The organism is Rhodococcus sp. JCM 9793 (genome assembly GCF_055380405.1).
In genome coordinates this window covers 5,423,256-5,444,486 of record NZ_AP043721.1, presented here as the reverse complement: position 1 = coordinate 5,444,486, position 21,231 = coordinate 5,423,256, and the positions used below count along the sequence as shown (strand labels likewise).

At 67.4% G+C, this 21,231-nt stretch carries 21 protein-coding genes; 11 read left to right on the top strand and 10 right to left on the bottom strand.

The features are described from left to right. Nucleotides 1-67: 67 nt before the first annotated feature. The 3 genes from ACZ46K_RS27305 to ACZ46K_RS27295 form a co-directional block, all read right to left on the bottom strand. Nucleotides 68-562, bottom strand: coding sequence for a DUF2771 domain-containing protein (locus ACZ46K_RS27305; protein ID WP_464745835.1), 495 nt, complete (start codon nucleotides 560-562; stop codon nucleotides 68-70). Further along, nucleotides 559-2,274, bottom strand: a complete 1,716-nt coding sequence (locus ACZ46K_RS27300) for an MFS transporter (protein WP_464745833.1) — start codon at nucleotides 2,272-2,274, stop codon at nucleotides 559-561. Before ACZ46K_RS27300 ends, ACZ46K_RS27305 begins: the two co-directional genes overlap by 4 nt. Nucleotides 2,275-2,344: 70 nt before the next feature. Further along, the gene (locus tag ACZ46K_RS27295; RefSeq protein WP_054807177.1) at nucleotides 2,345-3,133 is read right to left on the bottom strand and encodes a glutaminyl-peptide cyclotransferase; all 789 of its coding nucleotides are present in this window, start codon (nucleotides 3,131-3,133) and stop codon (nucleotides 2,345-2,347) included. A 98-nt stretch (nucleotides 3,134-3,231) separates the two neighbouring features. Between ACZ46K_RS27295 and ACZ46K_RS27290 the strand changes: the two genes are divergently transcribed. The 3 genes from ACZ46K_RS27290 to ACZ46K_RS27280 are packed head-to-tail and all read left to right on the top strand — an operon-like array spanning nucleotide 3,232 to nucleotide 7,410. After that, a complete protein-coding gene (locus tag ACZ46K_RS27290) occupies nucleotides 3,232-4,083 on the top strand; it encodes a DUF3027 domain-containing protein (RefSeq protein WP_464745831.1) in 852 nt (283 codons plus the stop codon). A gap of 1 nt (nucleotide 4,084) precedes the next feature. Beyond that, nucleotides 4,085-6,847, top strand: a complete 2,763-nt coding sequence (locus ACZ46K_RS27285; RefSeq protein WP_464745829.1) for a sacsin N-terminal ATP-binding-like domain-containing protein — start codon at nucleotides 4,085-4,087, stop codon at nucleotides 6,845-6,847. Continuing rightward, nucleotides 6,844-7,410 carry a phosphatase PAP2 family protein gene (locus tag ACZ46K_RS27280; protein WP_464745827.1) on the top strand — a complete coding sequence of 189 codons (567 nt, stop codon included), beginning with the start codon at nucleotides 6,844-6,846 and terminating at the stop codon, nucleotides 7,408-7,410. Before ACZ46K_RS27285 ends, ACZ46K_RS27280 begins: the two co-directional genes overlap by 4 nt. Before the next feature lie 26 nt (nucleotides 7,411-7,436). Here ACZ46K_RS27280 and ACZ46K_RS27275 read toward each other — a convergent pair whose 3' ends face one another. Further along, nucleotides 7,437-7,685 carry a DUF2530 domain-containing protein gene (locus ACZ46K_RS27275; RefSeq protein ID WP_464745824.1) on the bottom strand — a complete coding sequence of 83 codons (249 nt, stop codon included), beginning with the start codon at nucleotides 7,683-7,685 and terminating at the stop codon, nucleotides 7,437-7,439. 81 nt (nucleotides 7,686-7,766) lie between these two features. On the opposite strand from ACZ46K_RS27275, the gene ACZ46K_RS27270 reads away from it, so the two are divergent. The 4 genes from ACZ46K_RS27270 to ACZ46K_RS27255 are packed head-to-tail and all read left to right on the top strand — an operon-like array spanning nucleotide 7,767 to nucleotide 10,861. Continuing rightward, the gene (locus ACZ46K_RS27270; RefSeq protein WP_464745822.1) at nucleotides 7,767-9,236 is read left to right on the top strand and encodes an NCS2 family permease; all 1,470 of its coding nucleotides are present in this window, start codon (nucleotides 7,767-7,769) and stop codon (nucleotides 9,234-9,236) included. A 46-nt stretch (nucleotides 9,237-9,282) separates the two neighbouring features. After that, nucleotides 9,283-9,714 (top strand): MarR family winged helix-turn-helix transcriptional regulator, encoded by a 432-nt coding sequence (locus ACZ46K_RS27265; RefSeq protein ID WP_464745820.1) that lies wholly within the window; start codon nucleotides 9,283-9,285, stop codon nucleotides 9,712-9,714. A 47-nt stretch (nucleotides 9,715-9,761) separates the two neighbouring features. Further along, on the top strand, nucleotides 9,762-10,592 hold the full coding sequence (locus ACZ46K_RS27260) for a TrmH family RNA methyltransferase (RefSeq protein ID WP_464745818.1): 831 nt from the start codon (nucleotides 9,762-9,764) through the stop codon (nucleotides 10,590-10,592). Then, entirely contained in the window at nucleotides 10,589-10,861 is a 273-nt protein-coding gene (locus tag ACZ46K_RS27255; RefSeq protein ID WP_054807092.1) for a DUF2537 domain-containing protein, read from the top strand. Before ACZ46K_RS27260 ends, ACZ46K_RS27255 begins: the two co-directional genes overlap by 4 nt. A 12-nt stretch (nucleotides 10,862-10,873) precedes the next feature. On the opposite strand, the gene ACZ46K_RS27250 is transcribed toward ACZ46K_RS27255, so the two are convergent. The 4 genes from ACZ46K_RS27250 to ACZ46K_RS27235 all read right to left on the bottom strand — a co-directional run bounded on the left by ACZ46K_RS27250 (nucleotide 10,874) and on the right by ACZ46K_RS27235 (nucleotide 15,104). Beyond that, a complete protein-coding gene (locus ACZ46K_RS27250; RefSeq protein WP_054807091.1) occupies nucleotides 10,874-11,602 on the bottom strand; it encodes a DUF6928 family protein in 729 nt (242 codons plus the stop codon). 12 nt (nucleotides 11,603-11,614) lie between these two features. After that, complete coding sequence (gene sepH / locus ACZ46K_RS27245; RefSeq protein ID WP_464745816.1) at nucleotides 11,615-12,523, bottom strand: septation protein SepH; 909 nt, start codon at nucleotides 12,521-12,523, stop codon at nucleotides 11,615-11,617. Nucleotides 12,524-12,787: 264 nt separating this feature from the next. Next, nucleotides 12,788-13,909: a phosphoserine transaminase gene (gene serC, locus ACZ46K_RS27240; RefSeq protein WP_464745815.1), complete on the bottom strand. Its 1,122-nt coding sequence runs from the start codon at nucleotides 13,907-13,909 to the stop codon at nucleotides 12,788-12,790. 67 nt (nucleotides 13,910-13,976) lie between these two features. After that, nucleotides 13,977-15,104 (bottom strand): citrate synthase 2, encoded by a 1,128-nt coding sequence (locus ACZ46K_RS27235; protein WP_464745813.1) that lies wholly within the window; start codon nucleotides 15,102-15,104, stop codon nucleotides 13,977-13,979. Nucleotides 15,105-15,364: 260 nt separating this feature from the next. Here ACZ46K_RS27235 and pdxH point away from each other — a divergent pair, with 260 nt between their 5' ends. After that, on the top strand, nucleotides 15,365-16,015 hold the full coding sequence (gene pdxH / locus ACZ46K_RS27230) for a pyridoxamine 5'-phosphate oxidase (protein WP_464749488.1): 651 nt from the start codon (nucleotides 15,365-15,367) through the stop codon (nucleotides 16,013-16,015). Beyond that, nucleotides 16,012-17,289: an MFS transporter gene (locus tag ACZ46K_RS27225; RefSeq protein WP_054810320.1), complete on the top strand. Its 1,278-nt coding sequence runs from the start codon at nucleotides 16,012-16,014 to the stop codon at nucleotides 17,287-17,289. Before pdxH ends, ACZ46K_RS27225 begins: the two co-directional genes overlap by 4 nt. A gap of 9 nt (nucleotides 17,290-17,298) precedes the next feature. Here the strand turns inward: ACZ46K_RS27225 and ACZ46K_RS27220 are convergent, their stop codons facing one another. Then, nucleotides 17,299-18,195, bottom strand: a complete 897-nt coding sequence (locus ACZ46K_RS27220) for a serine hydrolase (RefSeq protein ID WP_464745811.1) — start codon at nucleotides 18,193-18,195, stop codon at nucleotides 17,299-17,301. Then, the gene (locus tag ACZ46K_RS27215) at nucleotides 18,192-19,067 is read right to left on the bottom strand and encodes a LysR family transcriptional regulator (RefSeq protein ID WP_054806780.1); all 876 of its coding nucleotides are present in this window, start codon (nucleotides 19,065-19,067) and stop codon (nucleotides 18,192-18,194) included. Before ACZ46K_RS27215 ends, ACZ46K_RS27220 begins: the two co-directional genes overlap by 4 nt. 164 nt (nucleotides 19,068-19,231) lie before the next feature. On the opposite strand from ACZ46K_RS27215, the gene bla reads away from it, so the two are divergent. Next, nucleotides 19,232-20,194, top strand: a complete 963-nt coding sequence (bla, locus tag ACZ46K_RS27210; RefSeq protein WP_464745809.1) for a class A beta-lactamase — start codon at nucleotides 19,232-19,234, stop codon at nucleotides 20,192-20,194. A gap of 82 nt (nucleotides 20,195-20,276) precedes the next feature. Next, the gene (locus tag ACZ46K_RS27205) at nucleotides 20,277-21,230 is read left to right on the top strand and encodes an aldose 1-epimerase family protein (protein WP_054806779.1); all 954 of its coding nucleotides are present in this window, start codon (nucleotides 20,277-20,279) and stop codon (nucleotides 21,228-21,230) included. Nucleotide 21,231 lies beyond the last annotated feature (1 nt).

Sequence of the window (21,231 nt, the reverse complement as noted above, 5' to 3'; positions counted from 1 at the left end):
TCCGATCGAACCGGATGCGGCATTCGGCTTTCGTCGACCCCCGCGCATCGGCCACAGGGGAGCGGCATCAGAACGTCTGGACGGCCCACACGGCGTGAGCGATCGGCTCGCCCGCTTCGTCCACCACAGCGGAGGGCAGCTGGACCTCGACGCCGAGCAACTGCAGGCTCGGATCGCTCGGCACGGTGATCGCGCTCTGCTGTCCTGGCTCGACCATGATGCCGTCGAGGAACGTCTGACCGGTCTGGAGATCGCCGTATACGGCGATCAGACGCCACGGCGCATCGGAGATCTCCGACGGCAGCGACAACTGCAGCGGATATCCGGCGCGGACGGAGAGCTGAGTGATCGGATTCTCGACGCAGTCCTCGAGGTTGATGTTGCAGTGCTGGGTCGGAGGCACCGTGACCGAGTTGCCGTCTCCGTAGGCGGTGATCTCGGGCAGTCGCGGTTCGGCCGAGTCGACGAGTTTCCACACCACCGCGCCGATACCCACGGCGACCACCACCAGGACTACCGCGATCAGCGCGATCGCCTTCTTCGTCCGGGCTTGCAGATTCATCGGCTCCCATTTCGTGTCGGCTGCCCGTCCGCGCGCGCTCGGCGCTCGGCGGCAGTTTCGGTGGAGGCATGCTCGGGCCTCCTGCCGCCCAGGCCGGGCAGCAACGTCTTTCCACGGTAGGTGAGCAGGGTCTGGGTGAAACCGAGAACCAGTACCACCGTCACGACCGAGAAGCCGATCCACAGCTCGGTGGGCAGCAGAACCCCCAGCGCGCCGCCGAGAACCCAGCTCAGCTGAAGGACGGTTTCCGATCGGCCGAATCCCGACGCGATGGACTCCTCGGGCAGATCCTGCTGCAGCGACGCGTCCAACGACACCTTCGACAGGGCGCTCGCGCACGCGGCAACCAACGCGGCGAACGCGGCGGCGAGCACATTGTCGGTTGCCGCGACGATCGCAGCCACGACCACCACGGCGGCGGTGCATCGTACGACGATCAGAGCGGGCCGACCCAGCGCCATCCGCGCACCGGTTGCGTTACCCGCGAAGTTGCCGATCGCCGCTGCAGCGCCGACCAGGCCGAGCATGGCGGCCTGCATGAGCGGTGACTGTTCGGTGGCACTCTTCGCCACGAACGCAATGAACAGGGTGAGGAAGCCGGTGAGCACCCGGATCGTGCCGTTGCCCCACAACCCGGTGACGACTGTGCGGCCGAGTGGTTGCCGACTCTTGTTGCCGTGGGAGATCACCTCGGTCTTGGTGTCGAGCACCTCGGTACGGGCATCGGATCCGCGGTACGACAGCGTTGCGGGGACCTCACCTTCGGTGACCTCGACCCACGCCGGTATCCGCATACTCAGGTAGGCCCCGAGCACGGTGATGGCGGCGCAGAACCACAGTGCGCCGGCGGAATTGAACGCCCACGCGGCTGCCGCCGCGACCGCCCCGGCACCGAGCGTGCCTCCGACCAGGCCGAACACGGTGAGCCGGGAGTTGACGCGGACCAGGTCTATCTCGGGGGGCAGCACTCTCGGAGTGACCGCGGATTTGAGCACCGCGAACGATTTACTGAGCACCATCATCGCCAGCGCAGCGGGATACAACCCCCAACTGTCGAAGCTGAAGATCAGCACGATAGCGAGCACCGTTCGCAGCCCGAAGGATGTCGCCAGCGCGACACGGCGTCCGTGCTGGAGCCGATCGAGGAGAGGTCCGATCAACGGCGCGATGACCGCGAACGGCGCGATCGTGATGAGCAGGTACAACGCGACCTTCGTCTTGTCCTCACCGGTCGCGGCCGAGAAGAACAACGTGTTCGCCAACGCCACCGCCATCGCGGCGTCGGCGGCGAAATTCGCCATGGTCGCGTACGTCAGTGCCGTCAGACCCGACTTGTCGGCGCCGTCGGCAGTCGCGGCGCGACGGAACGTGGCGATGCCCTTGTGGGTGAGCTCGCGGCTCCGGAACGCCGCAACCCGCGTCACCGTGAGTTTGCGGGGCATCCGTGGTGCGTGGGGCCCGGTGTTCTCACCCCCCGACCGGCCGTCCTTGGTGTCGGAAGAATCCTTCGGCGGCCCGGCGTCCTTCGCTGCGCGCTTGTCCGAGCTGTCCTGGCGGGAGCGGTGCGACTCGTCTGTCGGATGCAGAGGCGGCAACGGTGTGCGGCGCGCAGAGACGCGGCGCGGCGGCGGATAATTGCTGTAGCCCGGATGCCGAGAGCCCGGGGCACGATCATCCGCCTTGTCGGCAGGTCGCTCTTCCCGTTCGGTCACTCTTCGATTCTTCACCACCGCGCACCCGTTGTGCAGTCGGGCCGGTTGTCGCGTCGCTCGCGAGGCGGGGTCACGGGACGAACCGCACTTCGAACAGCGTCGGCCACAACTTGCCGGTCACGAGGAAGCGGTCCGTGCCCGGGATATGAGCGATCCCGTTCAGGACGTCGACATCGTCCCGATCTGCGTCGGAAAGCCGGTCGAGCAGCGCGGACGCGTCGATCGTTGCGCTGACCCGGCCGGACTCGGGATCGATTCGCACGATCTCCTCGGTCTTCCACACATTCGCGTACACGGCGCCGTCGTCGGTGCATTCGAGCTCGTTCAGGTTCGACACCGCACGACCGTTGCGATGCACCGTGACCTGTCCGAGCTCGGCGAACGTGTCGCGGGCCCGGAATGTCAGGTTCGCGGAGCCGTCGCTCATCACGAGGCGGTCGGGCTGGTCGCACAGACCCCAGCCCTCACCGTCGTAGGTGATGCGTCGCTGCTCGGTGAGGCTGTCGCGGTCGCGGACGAACGCCACGCCGTCCTTCCATGTGAGCTGCCACACCACTCCGCCCGCAACAGTGATGCCCTCGCCGAACATGTCGTCGGGGAGCGGCACCCGGGTGCGTTCGGTGCGTGCGTCGAGTGGGCGTGCCGACACCCATGACGATCCCTCGCGCCCGGTGCCCTCGAACAGTTCGCCGTCGTCGAGTTCGAGGCCCTGGGTGAACGCCGCCGGGTCGTGTGGATGCTCCGCGACGATCTCGACGTGCAGCTCGTCTGCGGGGGGCCCGGATTCGTCGACGACGGTGTCGCTGCAGCCTGCGGTCAGGAGTGTGAGAGCGAGGGTGAAGGTGGCCGATCGACGCATCATGAGCCCATCTTCCCGTTGCCTTCTGCCGTTCCTTCGTCGCCGTCTCGTGTGTCTTCTCATGGCCGGGCACCACGCCGGGGCATCGGTCCGGCACAATGGTGCTCGTGAGCGTTGCATCTTCTGCCGTTGCCCCCGGAACGGTTCCTTCGGTGGATCCGGCCGTCCGATCGGTGCTCGCTGAGGCCGTGGAGGTCGCTCGGGCTGCCCTGAACGAGCTCGGAGAGGGCGTCGTCGGCGCCTATCTGGGTGTCGCCGCCGAGGACGAATGCGCAGCCACCCACCGCTTCGCAGCCGATCTGGCCGGATATCACGGCTGGCAGTGGGCCGTCGTGGTGGCCGCAGCGCCCGAATCCGACCACGTCACCGTCAGTGAACTCGTACTGTTGCCGGGCCCCGAATCGTTGGTCGCGCCCGAGTGGGTGCCGTGGAACGAACGAATCCGCCCCGGCGACCTGGGCCCCGGCGACCTGCTCGCCCCCGCGCCGGACGACGAGCGGCTCGTGCCCGGCTACACCGCCTCCGGCGATCCGGATGTCGACGAGACTGCCGGAGAGATCGGGCTCGGCCGCAAACAGGTGATGAGTCGCGAAGGCAGGCTCGCCGCAGCGCAGCGGTGGTTCGACGGCGACTACGGGCCCGGCTCGGAGATGGCGAAGGCCGCACCGTCGACGTGCATGCTGTGCGGGTTCTACCTGCCCCTCGCGGGGTCGCTGCGGGCAGCGTTCGGTGTGTGCGGAAACGAATACGCCGCCGACGGTCATGTCGTGCACGCCGAATTCGGTTGCGGTGCGCACTCCGACACCACCCTGCCCACCGGTGCGGGTTCGCCGCAGTTCGACGCATACGACGACGGGGCGGTCGAGATCGTCGAGCTCCCTGCCGTCGCTGCAGAACACACCGAGAACGCTGCCGTCACCGAGAACCCACAGTCGGAACAGACCGACTGACGTGCAGGTCTCCGACACCGCGGACCCGTTCGGTACCGCGGCGCTACGCGACAGTCTCGTTGCCGCGTGGCGATCGTCGCCGACGCGTCTGCGGGAGGACATCGCCACCGAAGCGGATCTCGTCCGCGCCGGATACCGCGACCGGGTACTGACCGAACTGGCACAGAACGCGGCCGACGCCGCGAGTCGTGCCGGAATTCCGGGCACCCTGCGGGTGTGGCAGGTCGGAACCTGCCTGCACGTCGCCAACACCGGAGCACCCCTCGACGAGGCCGGCGTCCAGGCTCTGACCGCGTTACGTGCGTCGAGCAAGACCGGTGGTGTGGGGCGATTCGGCGTCGGATTCACCGCCGTCCTTGCGATATCGGACGAGGTCGAGGTGCGGTCGCGCACCGGGTCCATCAGGTTCTCCGCGGCGCAGACCCGCGACGTCCTGGCCGAACACGGATCGGCCCTGCCCGACGGCAGGGTGCCGACCCTGCGCCTGGTGTGGCCGAGCACTACAGCACCTGCCGCGGGAAGCGACTCGGAAGTGGTGCTCGACGTCCGTTCCGGAATCGACACCGAGACGCTGCTCGACGATTTCCGCCGTGAGGCGATCGATCTGCTGCTCGAACTACCCGCACTGCAGACGATCGTCATCGACGAAGACGAATTCGTCCGCACCGAAAGCATTCTCGAGTCCGGGCTTCGGGAACTCCGTGTCGGTGATCACTGCTGGTGGGAGCATCGCGGTGCTTCGGCCCGATGGCTGGTGCCCGTCGTCGAGGGTGTGGTCCGGCCGGTCCACGACGACGTGCTCCGCGCACCCACCCGGTCGGACGAGGAACTGTCGTTGCCCGCGCTCGTCGTCGCCGACGTTCCGATGCAACCGGACCGTCGTCGGATGTTGCCGGGGGCCCCGGTCGAGCATCTCGTCCAGGGGTACGCAGACTTCGTCGCGGCCCTACCCGGTGATCAGCGACTCGCGCTGGTGCCGATACCGGGTTTCGCGCGCAGCGAGGTCGACGGACGCATCCGTGAGGCATTGCTCGATGAGCTTCGCCGCACCAGGTGGCTTCCCGCCGCGGGCGGGGGAGACGATCTCGCACCCGACCGCGCGACCGCGCTGACCGGACTCGACGACGCCCTGGCCGACGCGCTCGACGAGGTCGTTCCCGGGCTGATCTCCCCGGCGTTGTGCTCGCCGCGACACGCGGCGGCGCTCGCTGCCGTCGACGTGCATCGCATCGGTCTCGCGCGTATCGCCGATCTGCTCGCAGGGCACTCGCGGGAACCGGCATGGTGGTACCGGTTGTACGAGGCGCTCACTCCGCTGGTCGTCGACGCCGTCACGGCAGAGGAGCTCGCGGCGCTGCCCGTGCCGCTGTCCGACGGACGGACGGTGACCGGCCCCCGGACCACGGTCCTGCACGATCTCGGCTCTGTCGCGTTGCCGTGGGTGCGGCTCGTGCATCCCGATGCGGCGCACCCGCTGCTGACCCGGCTCGGCGCCGGCACCGTGACCGCAGAGGACCTGCTCGGCGATCCCGCGCTCGCTGCGGCCATCGACGATCTGCACCACGACCCCGACGACCAGGCGGCTGAGGACCTCGCCGCGGTCGTGTTGACGCTCGTCGCGAAGGTCCCTGCGGCGGCTGTGCCCCGCGAACTCGGGATGCTGCTGTTACCCGACACGGACGGTGAACTCGTCCCCGCCGACGAGCTGCTCCTCCCGGATGCACCTCTCGCGGAGGTTCTCGTCGACGACTCGCCGTTCGGCACAGTCGACACGGATCTCGTCGAGAAGTACGGCGCTGATGCGCTGCGCGCGATCGGGGTCGGGTGGGGATTCACTGTGCTGTGCGCCGAGCTACCGACCGGACCCGACCACGATCTACCCGACGAAGACACATGGTGGCAAACCGTCGAGACCGATCCCGACACGCTCGTCGCTGTGCGCGATCTCGACCTCGTCGACGAGACTCGCTGGGATCGGGCCCTCGCGTTGCTGGCCGCGGAGCCCGACACCGCCGCGACACTCACCGACCGCGACGGCTACACCGCGTGGTGGCTGCGCAACTACGCCGTCCTGGGCGATCAGCCGCTGGGCCACCTCCGGTACGTGGACGACACCTGCTTCGAGGGCCTGCTCGATCCGTGCACACATCCCGACGCGGGAGTGTTCCGCACGTGCCTGGCCGGCGCCGGGATCGACGATCCCGATCTCGCAGAGACCCTGCTCGACCGGCTCGCAGACCCGGGGCGTCACCCCGACCCGGCCGTCGTCGTCACGGCGCACACCGCACTCGCGCGGTCCTACGCTGCCGGCACCGTCGATCTCGACGGAGTGATCCTGCCCGCTGGTGTCCGCAGCCTCGCGGGGGCCGTTGTCGATGCCGCAGATGCACTCGTGGCCGACCTGCCGTGGTTCGCTTCGGTGATCCCGGCCGACCGGCTGGTCGTCGTCGACAACGCTGCCGCGGCCGCACTCGCCGAACTCCTCGACGTTGCCGCGGCGTCGGCCGTGATGTCCGGTGAACCGACCGGGCCGGGCCGGGCCACGACGTGGCGGCGTGAACCGGACGCGGTGCTTGCCGCGGTCACGGGAGGACTGTCGTTGCCCGCGCGGCCACTGGTGGTACACGAGCAGCTCACGGTGCGCTGTACCGGCGCGATCACCGGCGACCGCGACGTGCCGTGGTGGATCGACGCGTCCGGCACCGTCCACTGCACGCGCCTCGGTCTGCCGGGCGCGATCACCGGGTTGTCCCGTAGCTCGTGACGGTCGACGAGGCCGTGACACTCGACGAGGCGGTGCTCGACTGGGTGGTCGGCATTCGCAGTCCGGAGCTCACCACGGCGATGACCGTGGTCACTCACGCCGGTGGTGGGATCGCGAACGCGGTGGTCGCCACGATTGCGGTGGTGCTCCTGCTGCGCGCATCCAGGCCGGCCGACGCATTGCTCGTCGGGGGAGCGGTGGCCACGGGGTGGCCCGTGATGACGGCGATCAAGAATCTTGCAGTCCGAACGCGCCCGCCCGAGCCCGATCGCCTGATGGACCTCGCCACGTGGTCGTTCCCGTCGGGGCACGCGATGATGAGCGCCGTGATCGCCACGACCCTTGTGGCCGTCGCGATGCGGACCTGGCCCCGGGGCGATCGCCGGAGAACTGCCGCGATCGTCGGCCTCGGTGCCTACACGGTGCTGGTGGGGCTGACCCGCGTGTACCTCGCGGCGCACTGGTTGACCGATGTCCTCGCCGGGTGGATTCTCGGTGTCGGCTGGGCGTTGCTGTGGGTGTGGTTGATCACGTGGATACAGGGCAGGCAGGCACGCCGCTAGCTTCGGTGCACGATGAACCGCTGGGCTCAGTCCAGGCCCACCTGCGCGCCCCGCCTTCCGCGCCGCGACGCCGACCTCTGAATCAGGAACAGAGTAGTTCCCAAGAGTCCCACGATGATTCCGGCGATACACACGGGCAGGGCGTCCGACCAGCGGTCGCCGGCGAACAGGATCACGGCTGCGGCGATCGCCCACAATGCCGTTCCGATCGCGAGTGCGGGCCGAGGGTCGGCAAGGGTCCGGACCCGTCCGGCGATGTCTTCTGAATCTCTCACGAATTGCAGATTAGTTCCTCGCCGCTGCAATAATCTTCACCCGTTGCGACGCACCGTACTCGACGAGCGGAAAAAGTGGACATGGCCGTAGGCACCGACTCCAAGAAATCATCACTTCTGGATACGTACTTCAAGATCACCGAGCGAGGTTCGACGGTCTCGCGTGAGGTGCGTGGCGGACTCGTCACGTTCTTCGCGATGTCGTACATCGTGGTGCTCAATCCCCTGATTCTCGGCAGTTTCTCTGCCGACGACGCGACCGCGAAGGTCGACGTCCTGGGCAACATCCTGCCGGTCAACCAGGTCGCCGCGGTCACCGCCCTGGTGGCCGGTCTGATGAGCATCATCTTCGGTGTGGTCGCGAACTATCCGTTCGCGATTGCCGCCGGCCTGGGTATCAACAGCCTGCTCGCGGTGACGATTGCTCCCCAGGTGACGTGGCCGGAAGCGATGGGTCTGGTCGTCATCGACGGCATCATCATCGTGGCGCTCGCCCTCACCGGATTCCGCACAGCCGTGTTCAATGCGATCCCGAAGGAACTCAAGGCAGCGATCGCGGCCGGTATCGGCGCGTTCATCGCCTTCATCGGCATGGTCGACGCCGGATTCGTCCGGCGCATCCCCGACGCAGCAGGCACCACCGTCCCTGTCGGACTGGGCATCGACGGTTCCATCGCGTCGTGGCCGACCTTCGTCTTCGTCGTCGGTGTGTTGCTCATGGGTGTTCTCGTGGTGCGGAAGGTTCGTGGTGGCCTGCTCATCGGCATCGTCGCCACCACGATCCTCGCGATGATCGTCGAGGCGATAGCGGAGGTCGGGCCGTCGCAGGGCACCAACCCGAAGGGCTGGAACCTCGGTCTTCCCGCAGCGCCCGAATCCTTCATCGGCATGCCCGACCTGGCGTTGGTGGGTGATGTGAACCTGTTCGGCGCGTTCACCCGCATCGGCGTGATCGCCGCGTCGCTGCTCGTGTTCACGCTCGTGCTCGCCAACTTCTTCGACGCCATGGGGACGATGACGGGACTCGGCAAGGAAGGCAACCTCACCGACAAGGACGGCAACCTACCGGGCATCGGCAAGGCCCTCGTCGTCGAAGGGGCCGGAGCCATCGTCGGTGGTGGAGCCTCCGCGTCGTCGAACACCGTGTTCGTCGAATCCGCATCGGGTATCGCCGAAGGGGCCCGTACCGGCCTCGCCAACGTCGTCACCGGTCTGATGTTCCTGCTGGCGATGTTCCTGACCCCGCTCTACGAGGTCGTGCCGATCGAGGCTGCGGCGCCCGCGCTCGTGGTCGTCGGTGCGCTCATGATCGGTCAGGTCCGTGAAATCGACTTCACGAAGTTCGAGGTCGCGCTCCCCGCGTTCCTCACGATCATGGCCATGCCGTTCACCTATTCGATCGCCAACGGCATCGGCGTCGGCTTCATCACCTGGGTCGTCCTGCATGCGGTGAGCGGCAAGGTGCGCACCATCCACCCGTTGCTGTGGGTCGTGGCGGCGTTGTTCGCGCTGTACTTCTCCGTCGACCCGCTCACAGAACTGCTCACCTGACACAGCGCTGGGTCGAAGGTCCGGTCTGTCCCGTATTGTGCTCGCCATGATCTCGGACACACGGGCACTCGCAGGCGACCTCGCGCTTGCTGTGGTGCGTTTGACGCGCCATCTACGGGGACAGCGCAGCCATTCCCGAGTCACTCTGACCCAACTGTCGGCCATGCAGACGTTGCGGACGGAAGGGGCGATGACCCCCGGAGGGCTCGCGTCCCGCGAACGGGTTCAGCCGCCGTCGATGACCCGTGTGATCGCGTCGCTGAACGAACTCGGCCTGGTGGATCGCACCCCGCACCCCACCGACGGCAGACAGATCATCGTCAAGTTGTCGTCCGCGGGAGACAGCCTGCTCGCCGATGAGCACCAGGCGCGCGAAGAGTGGTTGACCGAACGTCTCACGAAGCTCGACGACGCCGGCATCGCCACCTTGCGCGACGCAGTCGTCATCCTGACGGAGCTGGTGGCCGAGGACGACTAAGTCGAGTCCGATGCGGCGATCGCGCCTCCGGCTGGGAGAATGTGGTCGTGGTTCACGTCATCGACATCGACGATCCCGCCGACCCCAGGCTGGACGACTTCCGCGATCTCAATTCCTCGGACCGGCGTCCCGATCTTCCCGGCGGCAAGGGACTGGTGATCGCCGAAGGCGTGCTGGTCGTGCAGCGCATGCTCGACTCCCGATTCCCGTTGCACGCCATGCTCGGTGTCGATCGTCGTCTCGGTGAACTCGCCGACGACCTGTGCGATGCCGGGGGGTGGGCGGGATTGTCGCCGGAGGTGCCGTTCTACCGGACCGACGCGGACGTCATGGCCGAGGTGGTCGGCTTCCACCTCAACCGCGGCGTGCTCGGGGTCGCGTACCGGCCCGAGCCGCTCGACGTCGTCGAGGTGATCGAGAAGGCCACCACTGTTGCAGTACTCGAAGGCGTCAACGATCACGAGAACATCGGCTCGATGTTCCGCAATGCGGCAGGGCTCGGTGTCGATGCAGTGCTGTTCGGTAAGGGTTGCGCCGATCCGCTGTACCGGCGCGCGGTGCGCGTATCGATGGGGCATGTCCTGCGGGTCCCGTTCGCGTACGTCGACCGATGGCCGCACGACCTCGACACGCTGCGTGACCGCGGATTCCAGCTGATTTCGCTGACCCCGAATCCGGAGGCGATGCCGCTCGCCGAGGCGATGACAGGGGAGAAGGTGGCGTTGTTGCTCGGCGCGGAAGGACCCGGGCTGACCGAGCAGACCATGCGCGCCACCGATGTACGTGCTCGAATACCGATGGCGCCGGGAACCGATTCGCTCAATGTGGCGACGGCTGCGGCGATGGCGTTCTACGAGCGGGTTCGGATCCCCCGATGAGTGCGGGGTCCGTATCCGCGCCGACCCCGTGGTCGACAGGGCTGTTGCTGACCGCGTTCGTATTCACGCTGACCGCGGTCACGTTCATCGCGATCGGAGATGTACTCGCCGACATTCATCCTGCGGTGGCGGTGCTCGTCAATGTCGTGGCCGTCGCGGGGGCCACGCCCACTCTCCTGGTCTGGCGACGGCGGCCGGTGTGGCGGTGGGTGGCGCTGGGTATCGCGACCGCTGTGCCCGTGGCGTGGGGTGTGCTGCTGCTCGGATGAGCGTGGCGGGGACTACAGCCCTGCCGCGCGACGCCACCACGAGCGCTTGGTCTGCTGTGCGGTCGATGCGGTAGGCGGTACGGGTTCTCCCGGTCGGTGCAGGGCGAAACTCCACACTTCGATGTCGGCGGGTGCGGGTTCGCCGTCGCCGCGACCGACGTACCGGAAGCCGAGCCACGCGGCGTTGGCGGCTTCGACGAGACGACGGGGATGGAACGGCAGCGCTTCGGGATGCGGCACGGCGTCGGCCGGCCACCGCATGGGATGTTCTCCCGACCAAAACGGACGTTCCCACAGGAACGGGATTCCTTCGTCTTCGTAGAACTCGATGGCACCGGCTCCGAACGCGCGCCGGAGTGTGCCTTGCTCCCACGCCCCGAACGAACCCCACCCACCGGCAGCGTCGGACACGATCAGGTAGATGTTCTCGGACGCGAGCGTGTGCAGCCAATTGACGCCCACTGCGGAGGGTCGGCGGTGGGTGAGTTCGCGGCTGCACACCACAGTGACGCCGGGGAAGCTGCCGACGAAGACCGTGTCGTCGTCGAACTCTGCGTCGTCCGAGCCCTTGCCCCCGGCCACCTGCGCGAGTGTCGCACGACCGACCGCGGTGGCGTGCCGATCGGGATACAGCCGCGCAAGCAGAGCGTGCGCCGTATCGCGGTCGGGGGTCGAATTACGCAGTACTGCAGCAGGATCCGGGGCGTCGACGTACCAGAGCGTCGACACGACCGCCGCCATCGGCGTCGGCCCTCAGGCGCGTCCGTTGCTGCGGACGCCGAGCAGAACATCGTCCCATGAGGGCAATGCGGGCTTGCCGCGCTTGTCCTTGCTCGGGCTCGCTGCAGGCTTGGCCGACGCGGCAGCGCCCCGCTGAGACTCGGTGTCGGTGTCGTGCTCTGCGACGGCGGGCATTGTCCGTCCCGTCTCCACCACAGCGGTGTCGTGGTCGGCGGGCTCCGGCTGCCGGTCGATGACGACCGCGTCGGCCGGTGCGGCAACGAACCGCTCGGTCTCGGTGTCCACCGTGTCGTCCGTGTCGCGTGACGAGTACACCGGCGTGAGGTAACGCAGGGGGCGACCGCAATCCGGGTCGACGAGGTCGGCGGCGATGTCGTCGAGCGCGGCGATTGTGCCACCGTGCGCATCCGGCTGATAGCGCCAGTGTGCGGCATTGGTGGAACGACCGGCCTGCCACTCGAGTTGGGCGACCCAGTGCCCGTCGTCGTCGCGCCATGCATCCCACGTCGCGTCGTCGAGGTTGTGTCCGCGTGAACGGAATGCCTGCGAGACGATCTCGAGAAGTGTCTGCACGGTGGGGCCGTCGGGGCGCACCGGGTGCCCCTTCTGTGCCATATCGGCTGCGCGGGAACGCTCGAGCAGCACCGGATAGGCAAACCGCTCGACCTTCGAGATCGGGATTCCGGCTTCCTCGGCAACCTGCTCGACGGACGCACCGGCCCGAATGCGGGCCTGGATCTCCCGCGGGCGAAGCGTGCTGGCGGTTTCGATCTGGATCTGCCCCAGGCGTGCGAGGTCGCCGCGTGACGCGGCGCGAAGTGTGTCGTCGACCGGAATGCGGAACTTGTCCCCCGTTGTGGGATCCGCGAGCACGACATGCTTAGCATCCGGCTCGAGACCCACCACCTTCAGTTCTCGCACACTGACCTCCTCGCGCCGGCTCGCGATCGACTTGCCCGAGATTAACGGAGTTGTCCACGATCCGGGAGGGGGACACGCCGCGCCACGCCGAGCCGGATCACAAGAATTCCGGGCGGAGGCGTTATCGTCCTAGGTTTGCCGATTATGTCTCGATGTGTGGTTGAGAGTTTCAAGGAATGCCGAGGGGGCCGGACCCATATGGATCCGGCCCCCTCGGCGAGCGCCGCGAACAGCGATCAGAGCTGTGAAATCACAGCTGTGAAATCAGAGCTGTGAGACGACCCAGTCGATGCTCTTGGTCAGCTGCGTGATGTCTTCGGGATCGATCGCCGGGAACATGCCGACACGCAGCTGATTCCGACCGAGCTTGCGATACGGCTCGGTGTCGACGATTCCGTTGGCCCGCAGGATCTTCGCGACCTGTGCCGCATCGACCTCCTCGGCGAAATCGATGGTACCGACGACCTGCGACCGCAGAGCCGGATCGGTGACGAAAGGCGTGGCGAACTCGGACGCCTCGGCCCACTCGTACAGGCGCGACGACGAATCCTTGGTGCGCGCGACCGTCCAGTCCAGCCCGCCGTTGCTGTTCATCCACTCGATCTGATCGGCGAACAGCAGCAGCGTTGCGAGCGCCGGTGTGTTGTAGGTCTGGTCCTTGCTGCTGTTGTCGACCGCGATCGGCAGCGACAGGAACTCCGGCGTGAACCGGCCCGACGCCTTGATCTCGGCGACGCGCTCGAGCGCAGCCGGGCTCATCAGTGCGACCCAGAGGCCGCCATCGGCCGCGAAGCACTTCTGCGGCGCGAAGTAGTAGACATCGGTGTCGGCGATGTTCACCGGCAGCCCACCCGCGCCCGATGTAGCGTCGATCGCGATCAGTGCGTTGTCGGAGCCCGCAGGACGCGACACCGGCACAGCGACACCGGTCGACGTCTCGTTGTGTGCCCAACCGATCAGGTCGACGGACGAGTCGGCGATGATCTCGGGAGCCGAGCCCGGATCTGCGCTCACCACGACGGGGTCGCCGATGAACGGGTTGTTCTTCGTCACGGTCGCGAACTTCGACGAGAACTCGCCGTAGGTGAAGTGCTGCGAACGTTCGCGGACCAGGCCGAATGCTGCGGCATCCCAGAATGCGGTGGTGCCGCCGTTGCCGAGGACGACCTCGTAGCCCTCGGGCAGCGAGAAGAGGTCGCGCAGGCCCGAACGGACACGCGCGACGACGTCCTTGACGGGCTTCTGGCGGTGGCTGGTGCCGAACACCGAAGCGCCGACGTCGACCAGCGACTGCAACTGCTCGGGGCGGACCTTGGAGGGGCCGCAGCCGAAGCGGCCGTCTGCGGGCTTGAGATCGGCGGGAATGATCGGTGAAGCGTCAGCCATCGGAAAGCGTGTCCTAAGCGTCGAGGGACAAGTGCAGGATGTAGTCTAAACCGCCCTGCGCCGCCGATCACCGATGTGTGATCGAATCCCACCCGGCGACAGCATCGGCGGAACGAGGATCGGGGCCGGTGTAGATCGCTGCGGGACGCACCAGCTTGCCGAGCTTCTTCTGTTCGAGAATGTGGGCGCACCAGCCGCCGGTGCGGCCGCACGTGAACATCGCCGGCATCATCGCCGACGGAACCTCGGCGAAATCGAGGATCACTGCCGCCCAGAATTCGACGTTCGTTTCGATGGCGCGGTCGGGGCGACGCTCACGCAGTTCGGCAAGTGCTGCCTGCTCGAGGGCCGCAGCGGCTTCGTATCGGGGTGCGTCCAGACGCTTGGCGGTGGCGCGCAGGACGCGGGCGCGGGGGTCCTCCGCGCGGTACACGCGGTGGCCGAAACCCATGAGCTTTTCTTTGCGGTCGAGGATTCCCTTGACCATGGCACGCGGGTCGCCGCTGCGTTCGGTCTCCTCGATCATCGGGAGCACCCGGGCCGGTGCGCCGCCGTGCAGCGGACCGGACATCGCACCGACGGCGCCGGACAATGCGGCCGCGGCGTCCGCGCCGGTCGAGGCGATGACGCGAGCGGTGAAGGTGGAGGCGTTCATGCCGTGCTCGGCGGCGGACACCCAGTAGGCGTCGATGGCCTCGACATGTTTCGGGTCGGGCTCGCCCTTCCAGCGCACCATGAAGCGTTCGGTGACGGTCTGCGCCTCGTCGACACGCTTCTGGGGTACGGCGGGCTGGTAGATGCCGCGTGCCGACTGGGCGACGTACGACAGGGCCATCACTGCGGAGCGTGCGAGGTTGTCGCGGGCGGTCGCGTCGTCGATGTCGAGTAGCGGTTCGAAGCCCCAGATCGGTGCGAGCATCGCGAGGCCGGCCTGGACGTCGACGCGGACGTCGCCGGTGTGGATGGGCAGGGGGAACGGCTCGGCCGGGTGTAGTCCGCGGCCGAACTCTCCGTCGACGAGTAGCGACCACACGTCGCCGAAGGTCACGCTCTTACCGACGAGTTCTTCGATGTCGACACCGCGGTATCGCAGTGAGCCACCGTCCTTGTCGGGTTCGGCGATGTCGCTGGTGAAGGCGACGACGCCTTCGAGTCCGGCGACGAAATCTTCGGGTACGGACGCGTGTGATGCCATGACGGTGTGGCTCTCCTCGTTCACGTGCGGCCCGATCCGGGCGGCACTGCCGGTGGAATGAGTACGCAGTCTTGTGATCGGCCACTCATCCGGTCGTCGAAAAGGACTCTAGTCGCCCTCCACTCCGTCCGGCCGACCGGAGTGGAGGGCATGTGGAAATCGGCGCATGACCGGCTCGGAGCACGAAACCGAGGAGGGCCCGAGCATCCGGAGTAATCTCCACATCCGTGCAGCAGGATCCGCAGAACCCACTCGCGTCGATGCGGGTGAACTACATTCCCACCACCCCGGCGGAGGAGCCTTCGGACATCGATCTCGGTCCCGAAGATCTCGACGCGGGCTGGCTCCCCTGTGCCCGACGCTGGCTGGCGGCCGCAGTGTCTGCGGGTGTACCCGAGCCCAACGCCATGGTCCTCGGCACCGTCGACGAACACGGGCACCCCGCGACCCGGACTGTGTTGTGCAAGGGAATCGAGGCCGACGGCGTCACCTTCTTCACCAACTACGGCTCCGACAAAGCCCGCCAGCTCGACGCCGTGCCGTACGCATCGGCGACGTTCGTGTGGCTTCCGCTGCATCGGCAGATCAGCGTCCGCGGCCCGGTCACCCGTGTCTCCGCCGAGGAGACGGAGGCCTATTGGCGGACCCGGCCGCGCGGCTCTCAACTGGGTGCGTGGGCATCGCAGCAGTCGCAGCCCATCGCTTCGCGCGCCGACCTGGATCACGCGCTCGTCGAGGCCGGCGAGAAGTTCGGTGTCGAGGACGACATTCCCGTGCCCCCGTTCTGGGGCGGATTCCGGATTTCTCCGGACTTCGTCGAGTTCTGGCAGGGCCGGCCCAACAGGATGCACAACCGTGTCCGGACCCGTCTCGTCGACGGCAAGTGGCACACGCAACGGCTGCAACCGTGAGGCGGTTTCTCGCCGACACTGCGCCGCTACAGAACAAGGACTATGCCCGCCTGTGGTGGGCCGGTGTCGTGACGGTGATCGGTGCTCAACTGTCGGTGGTCGCGGTTCCCCAGCAGATCTATGAGATCACCCGTAATTCGGCGTACGTCGGCCTGACCGGTGTGTTCGGCCTGGTACCGCTGGTCGTGTTCGGGTTGTGGGGCGGAGCGCTCGCCGACGTCATGGACCGCCGCACACTGCTGACGATCACGTCGGTCGGCCTCGGCGGTACGTCGTTGCTGTTGTGGGCCCAGGCCGCGGCCGGGCTGAACAACGTCTGGATCCTGCTGGGTCTGTTCTCTCTGCAACAAGCATTCTTCGCCGTCAACCAGCCGACGCGTGCTGCCATCATCCCGCGCCTGCTGCCGACCGGGCAGATCGCTGCAGCGACCTCACTGAACATGACGGTGGTGCAGTTCGGTGCGATCGCCGGACCGCTGCTTGCCGGGGTGCTGATCCCGGTCCTCGGACTGTCGACCCTGTATCTGCTCGACACGCTCTTCCTGCTCGCGACGCTGTGGGCGGTGATCCGGCTGCCGTCCATACCGCCGCTCGGCGAGACGACACGGGCGGGCCTGCGCGCGGTGCTCGACGGCTTCCGGTATCTGTCGACCCAGAAGATCCTCCTCGCGTCGTTCGTCGTCGACATCGTCGCGATGGTGTTCGGTATGCCGCGCGCACTGTTTCCGCAGATCGCGCACGAATCGTTCGGCGACCCTGCCACGGGCGGCTTCGCTCTCGGACTGCTGTTCGCGTCGATGTCGGTCGGAGCGGTCCTCGGCGGCGTCTTCTCCGGTTGGTTGCCGCGCGTGCGTCGCCAAGGTCTCGCAGTGATGGTGTGCATCGCGCTGTGGGGTGTCGCGATGATCGGATTCGGTGTCGCTGTGTGGTTCGCGGTGCCGGGTGGTAGTGCGGTGCTCCTGTGGGTGGCCCTCGCGTTCCTCGCATTCGGTGGTGCGGTCGACATGGTGTCGGCGGCGTTCCGGTCGACGATGTTGCAGACGGTCGCGACCGACGAGATGCGTGGCCGGTTGCAGGGTGTGTTCATCGTCGTTGTTGCGGGAGGCCCGCGGATCGGGGACGTGCTGCACGGCGCTGCGGCTGCAACGGTCGGAACCGCCGTTGCAGCGGCCGGTGGCGGTGCGCTCGTGGTTGTCGGAACTCTGTTGTGCGTCTTCGCATTTCCCGCGTTCGTGAGGTATCGCGTGCGCAAGGACGGCACACCCGAAGTGTGACGGTGGAGATCAGGCGGGGAGCGGTGCACGCAGTTCGGTGACTGCGATCCGTGCGGCCTCACCGATCGCCGCATCCACCACCGGTAGTGAGGGTTGCGCGCGGGCGGCGCGCGTGAACACCGCGACCGCCACCGGATGTTCGCCGGGGAACTCGACGACCGCGACTTCGTTGCGGATGATGCCGATCGTGCCCGTCTTACCTGCCACCGACACCCCGCGGTACGGAAAGGCTGCGGCGATGCGATGCGGCCAGATCTGGCTGCGCATCACGTGTTGGACGAAGCCGGTCTGCTCGGGGGAGAGCACGTCACCTGCCCACACCGCGGCGAGGAGACGTGTGATCTCCTCGGCGGTGGTGGCGCTCGTGAACGCGGGATCGTAGGCCGACACCGACCACGCCGCGTCGATGTCGGTGAGGGCCTTGAACGCCTCGACGGTGGTGTGGCTGTCCGTCTCCTCGACCAGTCGCCGGTACATGTCCGCGGTACCACCGACGATGTTCGTGTGCTCGAGGCCGAGCCGGGCGAGCATGTCGTGGACTGCGACGGTGCCGATCTCTCCGAGCAGCACGTCGGCGGCGGCATTGTCGGAGACGGTCATCATCGACGCGGCGATATCGCGTCTGCTCATGGTGACCGGATCACGCATCGTCGCGATGCCGGTCGGGCCCGGTGTGCACTCGGACGGCTCGATGCGCAGTTCGGACGTCGGATCGATCCTGCCTGCGTCCACTTCTGCGCAGAACGCGAGGAAGAGTGGCAGTTTGTACACCGACGCGAGCACGACCCGCTCCTCGCCGCGCACCGACAACACAGCGCCGTTGTCCGAGCAGCGGCGCGCGTGCAACCAGCCACTGCATCCGGCGTCGGCGAATACGGCTCGGATTCGGTCGGTAGCCGTGCTCATTTTGCGCGCTCCCGGAACAGCACACGATCGATCGCTGTGACGTGCCGGTCGACGTTGTCGCCGGGGCGCCACACGATGCGCACGCGCAGAGCGAGGGCGTCCGGGGCGAGCGTCAGCCACGCGACACCGGGAACCGAGCCCGGTGGTGCGGTCGATATCGCGAAGTGCAGTCCGGCAGCAGCCGTCGCGAGGGCTGTGCGACCGTCCGGGACGGCAGTTGTGCTGACGTCGAGGCCCCGCTCTCGCAGAATGTCTTGGGTGGCATCGAAAGCCGCCGGGTTTCCGGTTCTCGGAGGTGTCGCGAACGACAGGTCGGAGAGCATCGGGAAACGCGGCCGTTCCGCTCGCGCACTGCGGTGCCCGGCCGGCACGACCACCCATCGGGGCGCTTTCGTCACCGGTCCGGCCTCGACACCGTCGAGTAGTGCGGGGTGTTCGACGACCGCGACGTCGCACATACCCGACCGGACCGCGGCCACCAGGTCGGCCGTTTCGGCCACTTCGGTCGAGACTGTCACGTCCGGTCCGGTGTGCAGTGCAGCAGCGCAGGCGGTGAGTGTCCGGTCGGGGAGCGCGGCCGTTGCGCCCCAGCGCACGACACCCCGCGCTTCGGAGACACGCTCGGCTTCGGCGAGGAATCGTTCGGAGTCGTCGACGAGCAATCGTGCGCGGGGGAGTAGAGCTGCGCCCGCGGTGGTCAGTACGGCTCCCTGCTGTGTGCGGTGCACGAGATCGGTACCGATGTGCTGCTCGAGGCGTCGAAGTCCTTGCGACAGAGGGGGTTGAGTCATGTTCAGCGTGGCGGCCGCGCGACCGAAGTGGCCTTCTTCCGCGACGGTGACGAAGAAGCGGAGGTGGCGGATCAGATCCATGACGCCATTCAACCAGCGCCTGCGGCACAGCCGGTCGATCGGTGGATCGCGGACTCGATGTCCTCGTCTTTCAGGTCGTCCAACTGCGGCGATACTTTTTACGACCCGGCTCGGGCTCGTGCGGATATTGGCGGCACGGATCGCTCGGGTGCTGTGGTGAGGGCATGACACAGCAGCGAACAACATTGTCCCGCAGATGGTTTCTCAACTCGACGCTCGTGGCGGCATCGATCCCGGTCGCTGCTGCATGCGGCGCACCGACTGCCGCGACCGTTCCGGAGCAGGCGCCGGACGGTGGACCACCCGAGATGCCGGTCCGCCTGACGGCGCTCGACGAGCGCTTCGTCGAGATCGAGAATCGGCATGCCGTGCGTCTCGCGGTACTCGCACATTCACCGGCAAACGGCCGCACCTACACGCATCGCGGTGACGAGCGGTTCGCGATGTGCTCGACGTTCAAGGTCTACGCGGCGGCGGGCATCCTGCAACTCGAAGCCGAGGGGCGACTGCGGCTCGACGACACTGTCGCCGTCGAACCGGGCGACATCGTCGTGAACTCGCCGGTGACCTCCGAACATCAAGGCAGGGTGATGAGCTACGAGCAGCTCTGCGAGGCCGCGCTCACACGTAGCGACAACACGGCCGGCAACCTCCTGCTGCGACGACTGGGCGGCCCGGACGCGGTGACCACGCTCGCGCGCTCGGTCGGTGATGACACGACACGCCTCGACCGGTGGGAACCGGAACTGAACGACGCCGCGCGCGGCGACGAGCGCGACACGACGACCGCGGCCGGGTTGGCGCGTGGATACCGGGAGTTGATTCTCGGCTCGGCGCTGGATCCGGCGCGTCAACGGACTCTCACGGGGTGGATGCGTGCGAGCATCACGTCCGACACGAGGATGCGCGCAGGGCTTCCGCCGGGCTGGGTCGCTGCCGACAAGTCCGGCGCAGGATATTTCGCCACCGTCAACGACGCAGGGGTGGTCTGGTCGCCGGAGGGGGAGCCGTTGGTGCTGGTGATTCTCTCGGACACCACCACCGGTGACGTCGATGCTCCGTTCGACAACACGCCGATCGTGGACACGACGGTTGCACTCGTCTCGGCGATGCGAGCCGTGCCCTGATGGCGTGCTCCTGATGTAGGAGCGCTGAATCGACTGGCCGAATCCGCCGTGAAGACGGTGTTCGCCGGGCAGACTGTTGATCATGTCCGAGTCGATCCACCACTCGATCCGGGGCGGCGGATACAGAGCCGCGGTGTCCGGGGCCGGCGCTGCGCTGCTCGCGCTCGACTACGGCGACCACTCGGATACACGCGGATCGGCCACTCGCGGATCGTCACAGCCATATCAGCTGGTCGAGACCCCGGCGGGCCATGAACCTCCACTGGACTGTGGCGGCGCGGTGCTCGCCCCGTGGCCGGGCGGCGTCCGCGACGGGCACTTCTACTTCGACGGAATCGAGCACCAACTCGCCCTCACCGATCCGGAGCGAGGTGCCGCGATGAACGGCCTGGCCTGGTACCGGGGCTGGGAAGTGTCGGGCCTCACCGACTCGCGGATCCAGCAGACGCTGGAGGTCGGGCTGCACAAGGGCTGGCCTTACCAACTGCGGTTGACGGTCGCGCACGAAGTGGGCCCCGACGGCCTCACCGTCACCCACACTGCGACGAACGTCGGCGGATACCATTCGCCGTTCGGGTTGGGAGTGCGCCCGTATCTGCGGGCCGGCGGCACCCCGCTCGACGAGTGCACGCTTCAGTTGTCGGCCGGGACAAGGATGCCTCTCGACCGCGCCCGGGGCCTACCCGACGCGTACTCGCAGTCGGTCACGGACACCGAATACGACTTCACCGGGCCCAGGTCGCTCGAGGGCGTGCATCTCGATGCTCCCTTCAGCGCGCTCGACGAGGATCTGGACGGCAATGCCCGTCATCGACTCTGCGGACCGGACGGTAGAGGCGTCGAACTCTGGACCGGCCGGGGTTTCGGATGGCTCCAGGCGACGACGATCGAGGATGCCGATTCCCGCGCGATCGTGCTCGCCCCGATGACGTGCCCACCCGACGCGTTCAATCTCGGCATCGACCTGCTCGTGCTGCAGTCCGGGGAACGGTGGACGGGACGGTGGGGCGTCCGGGCGTACGACTCCTCGGGATGAG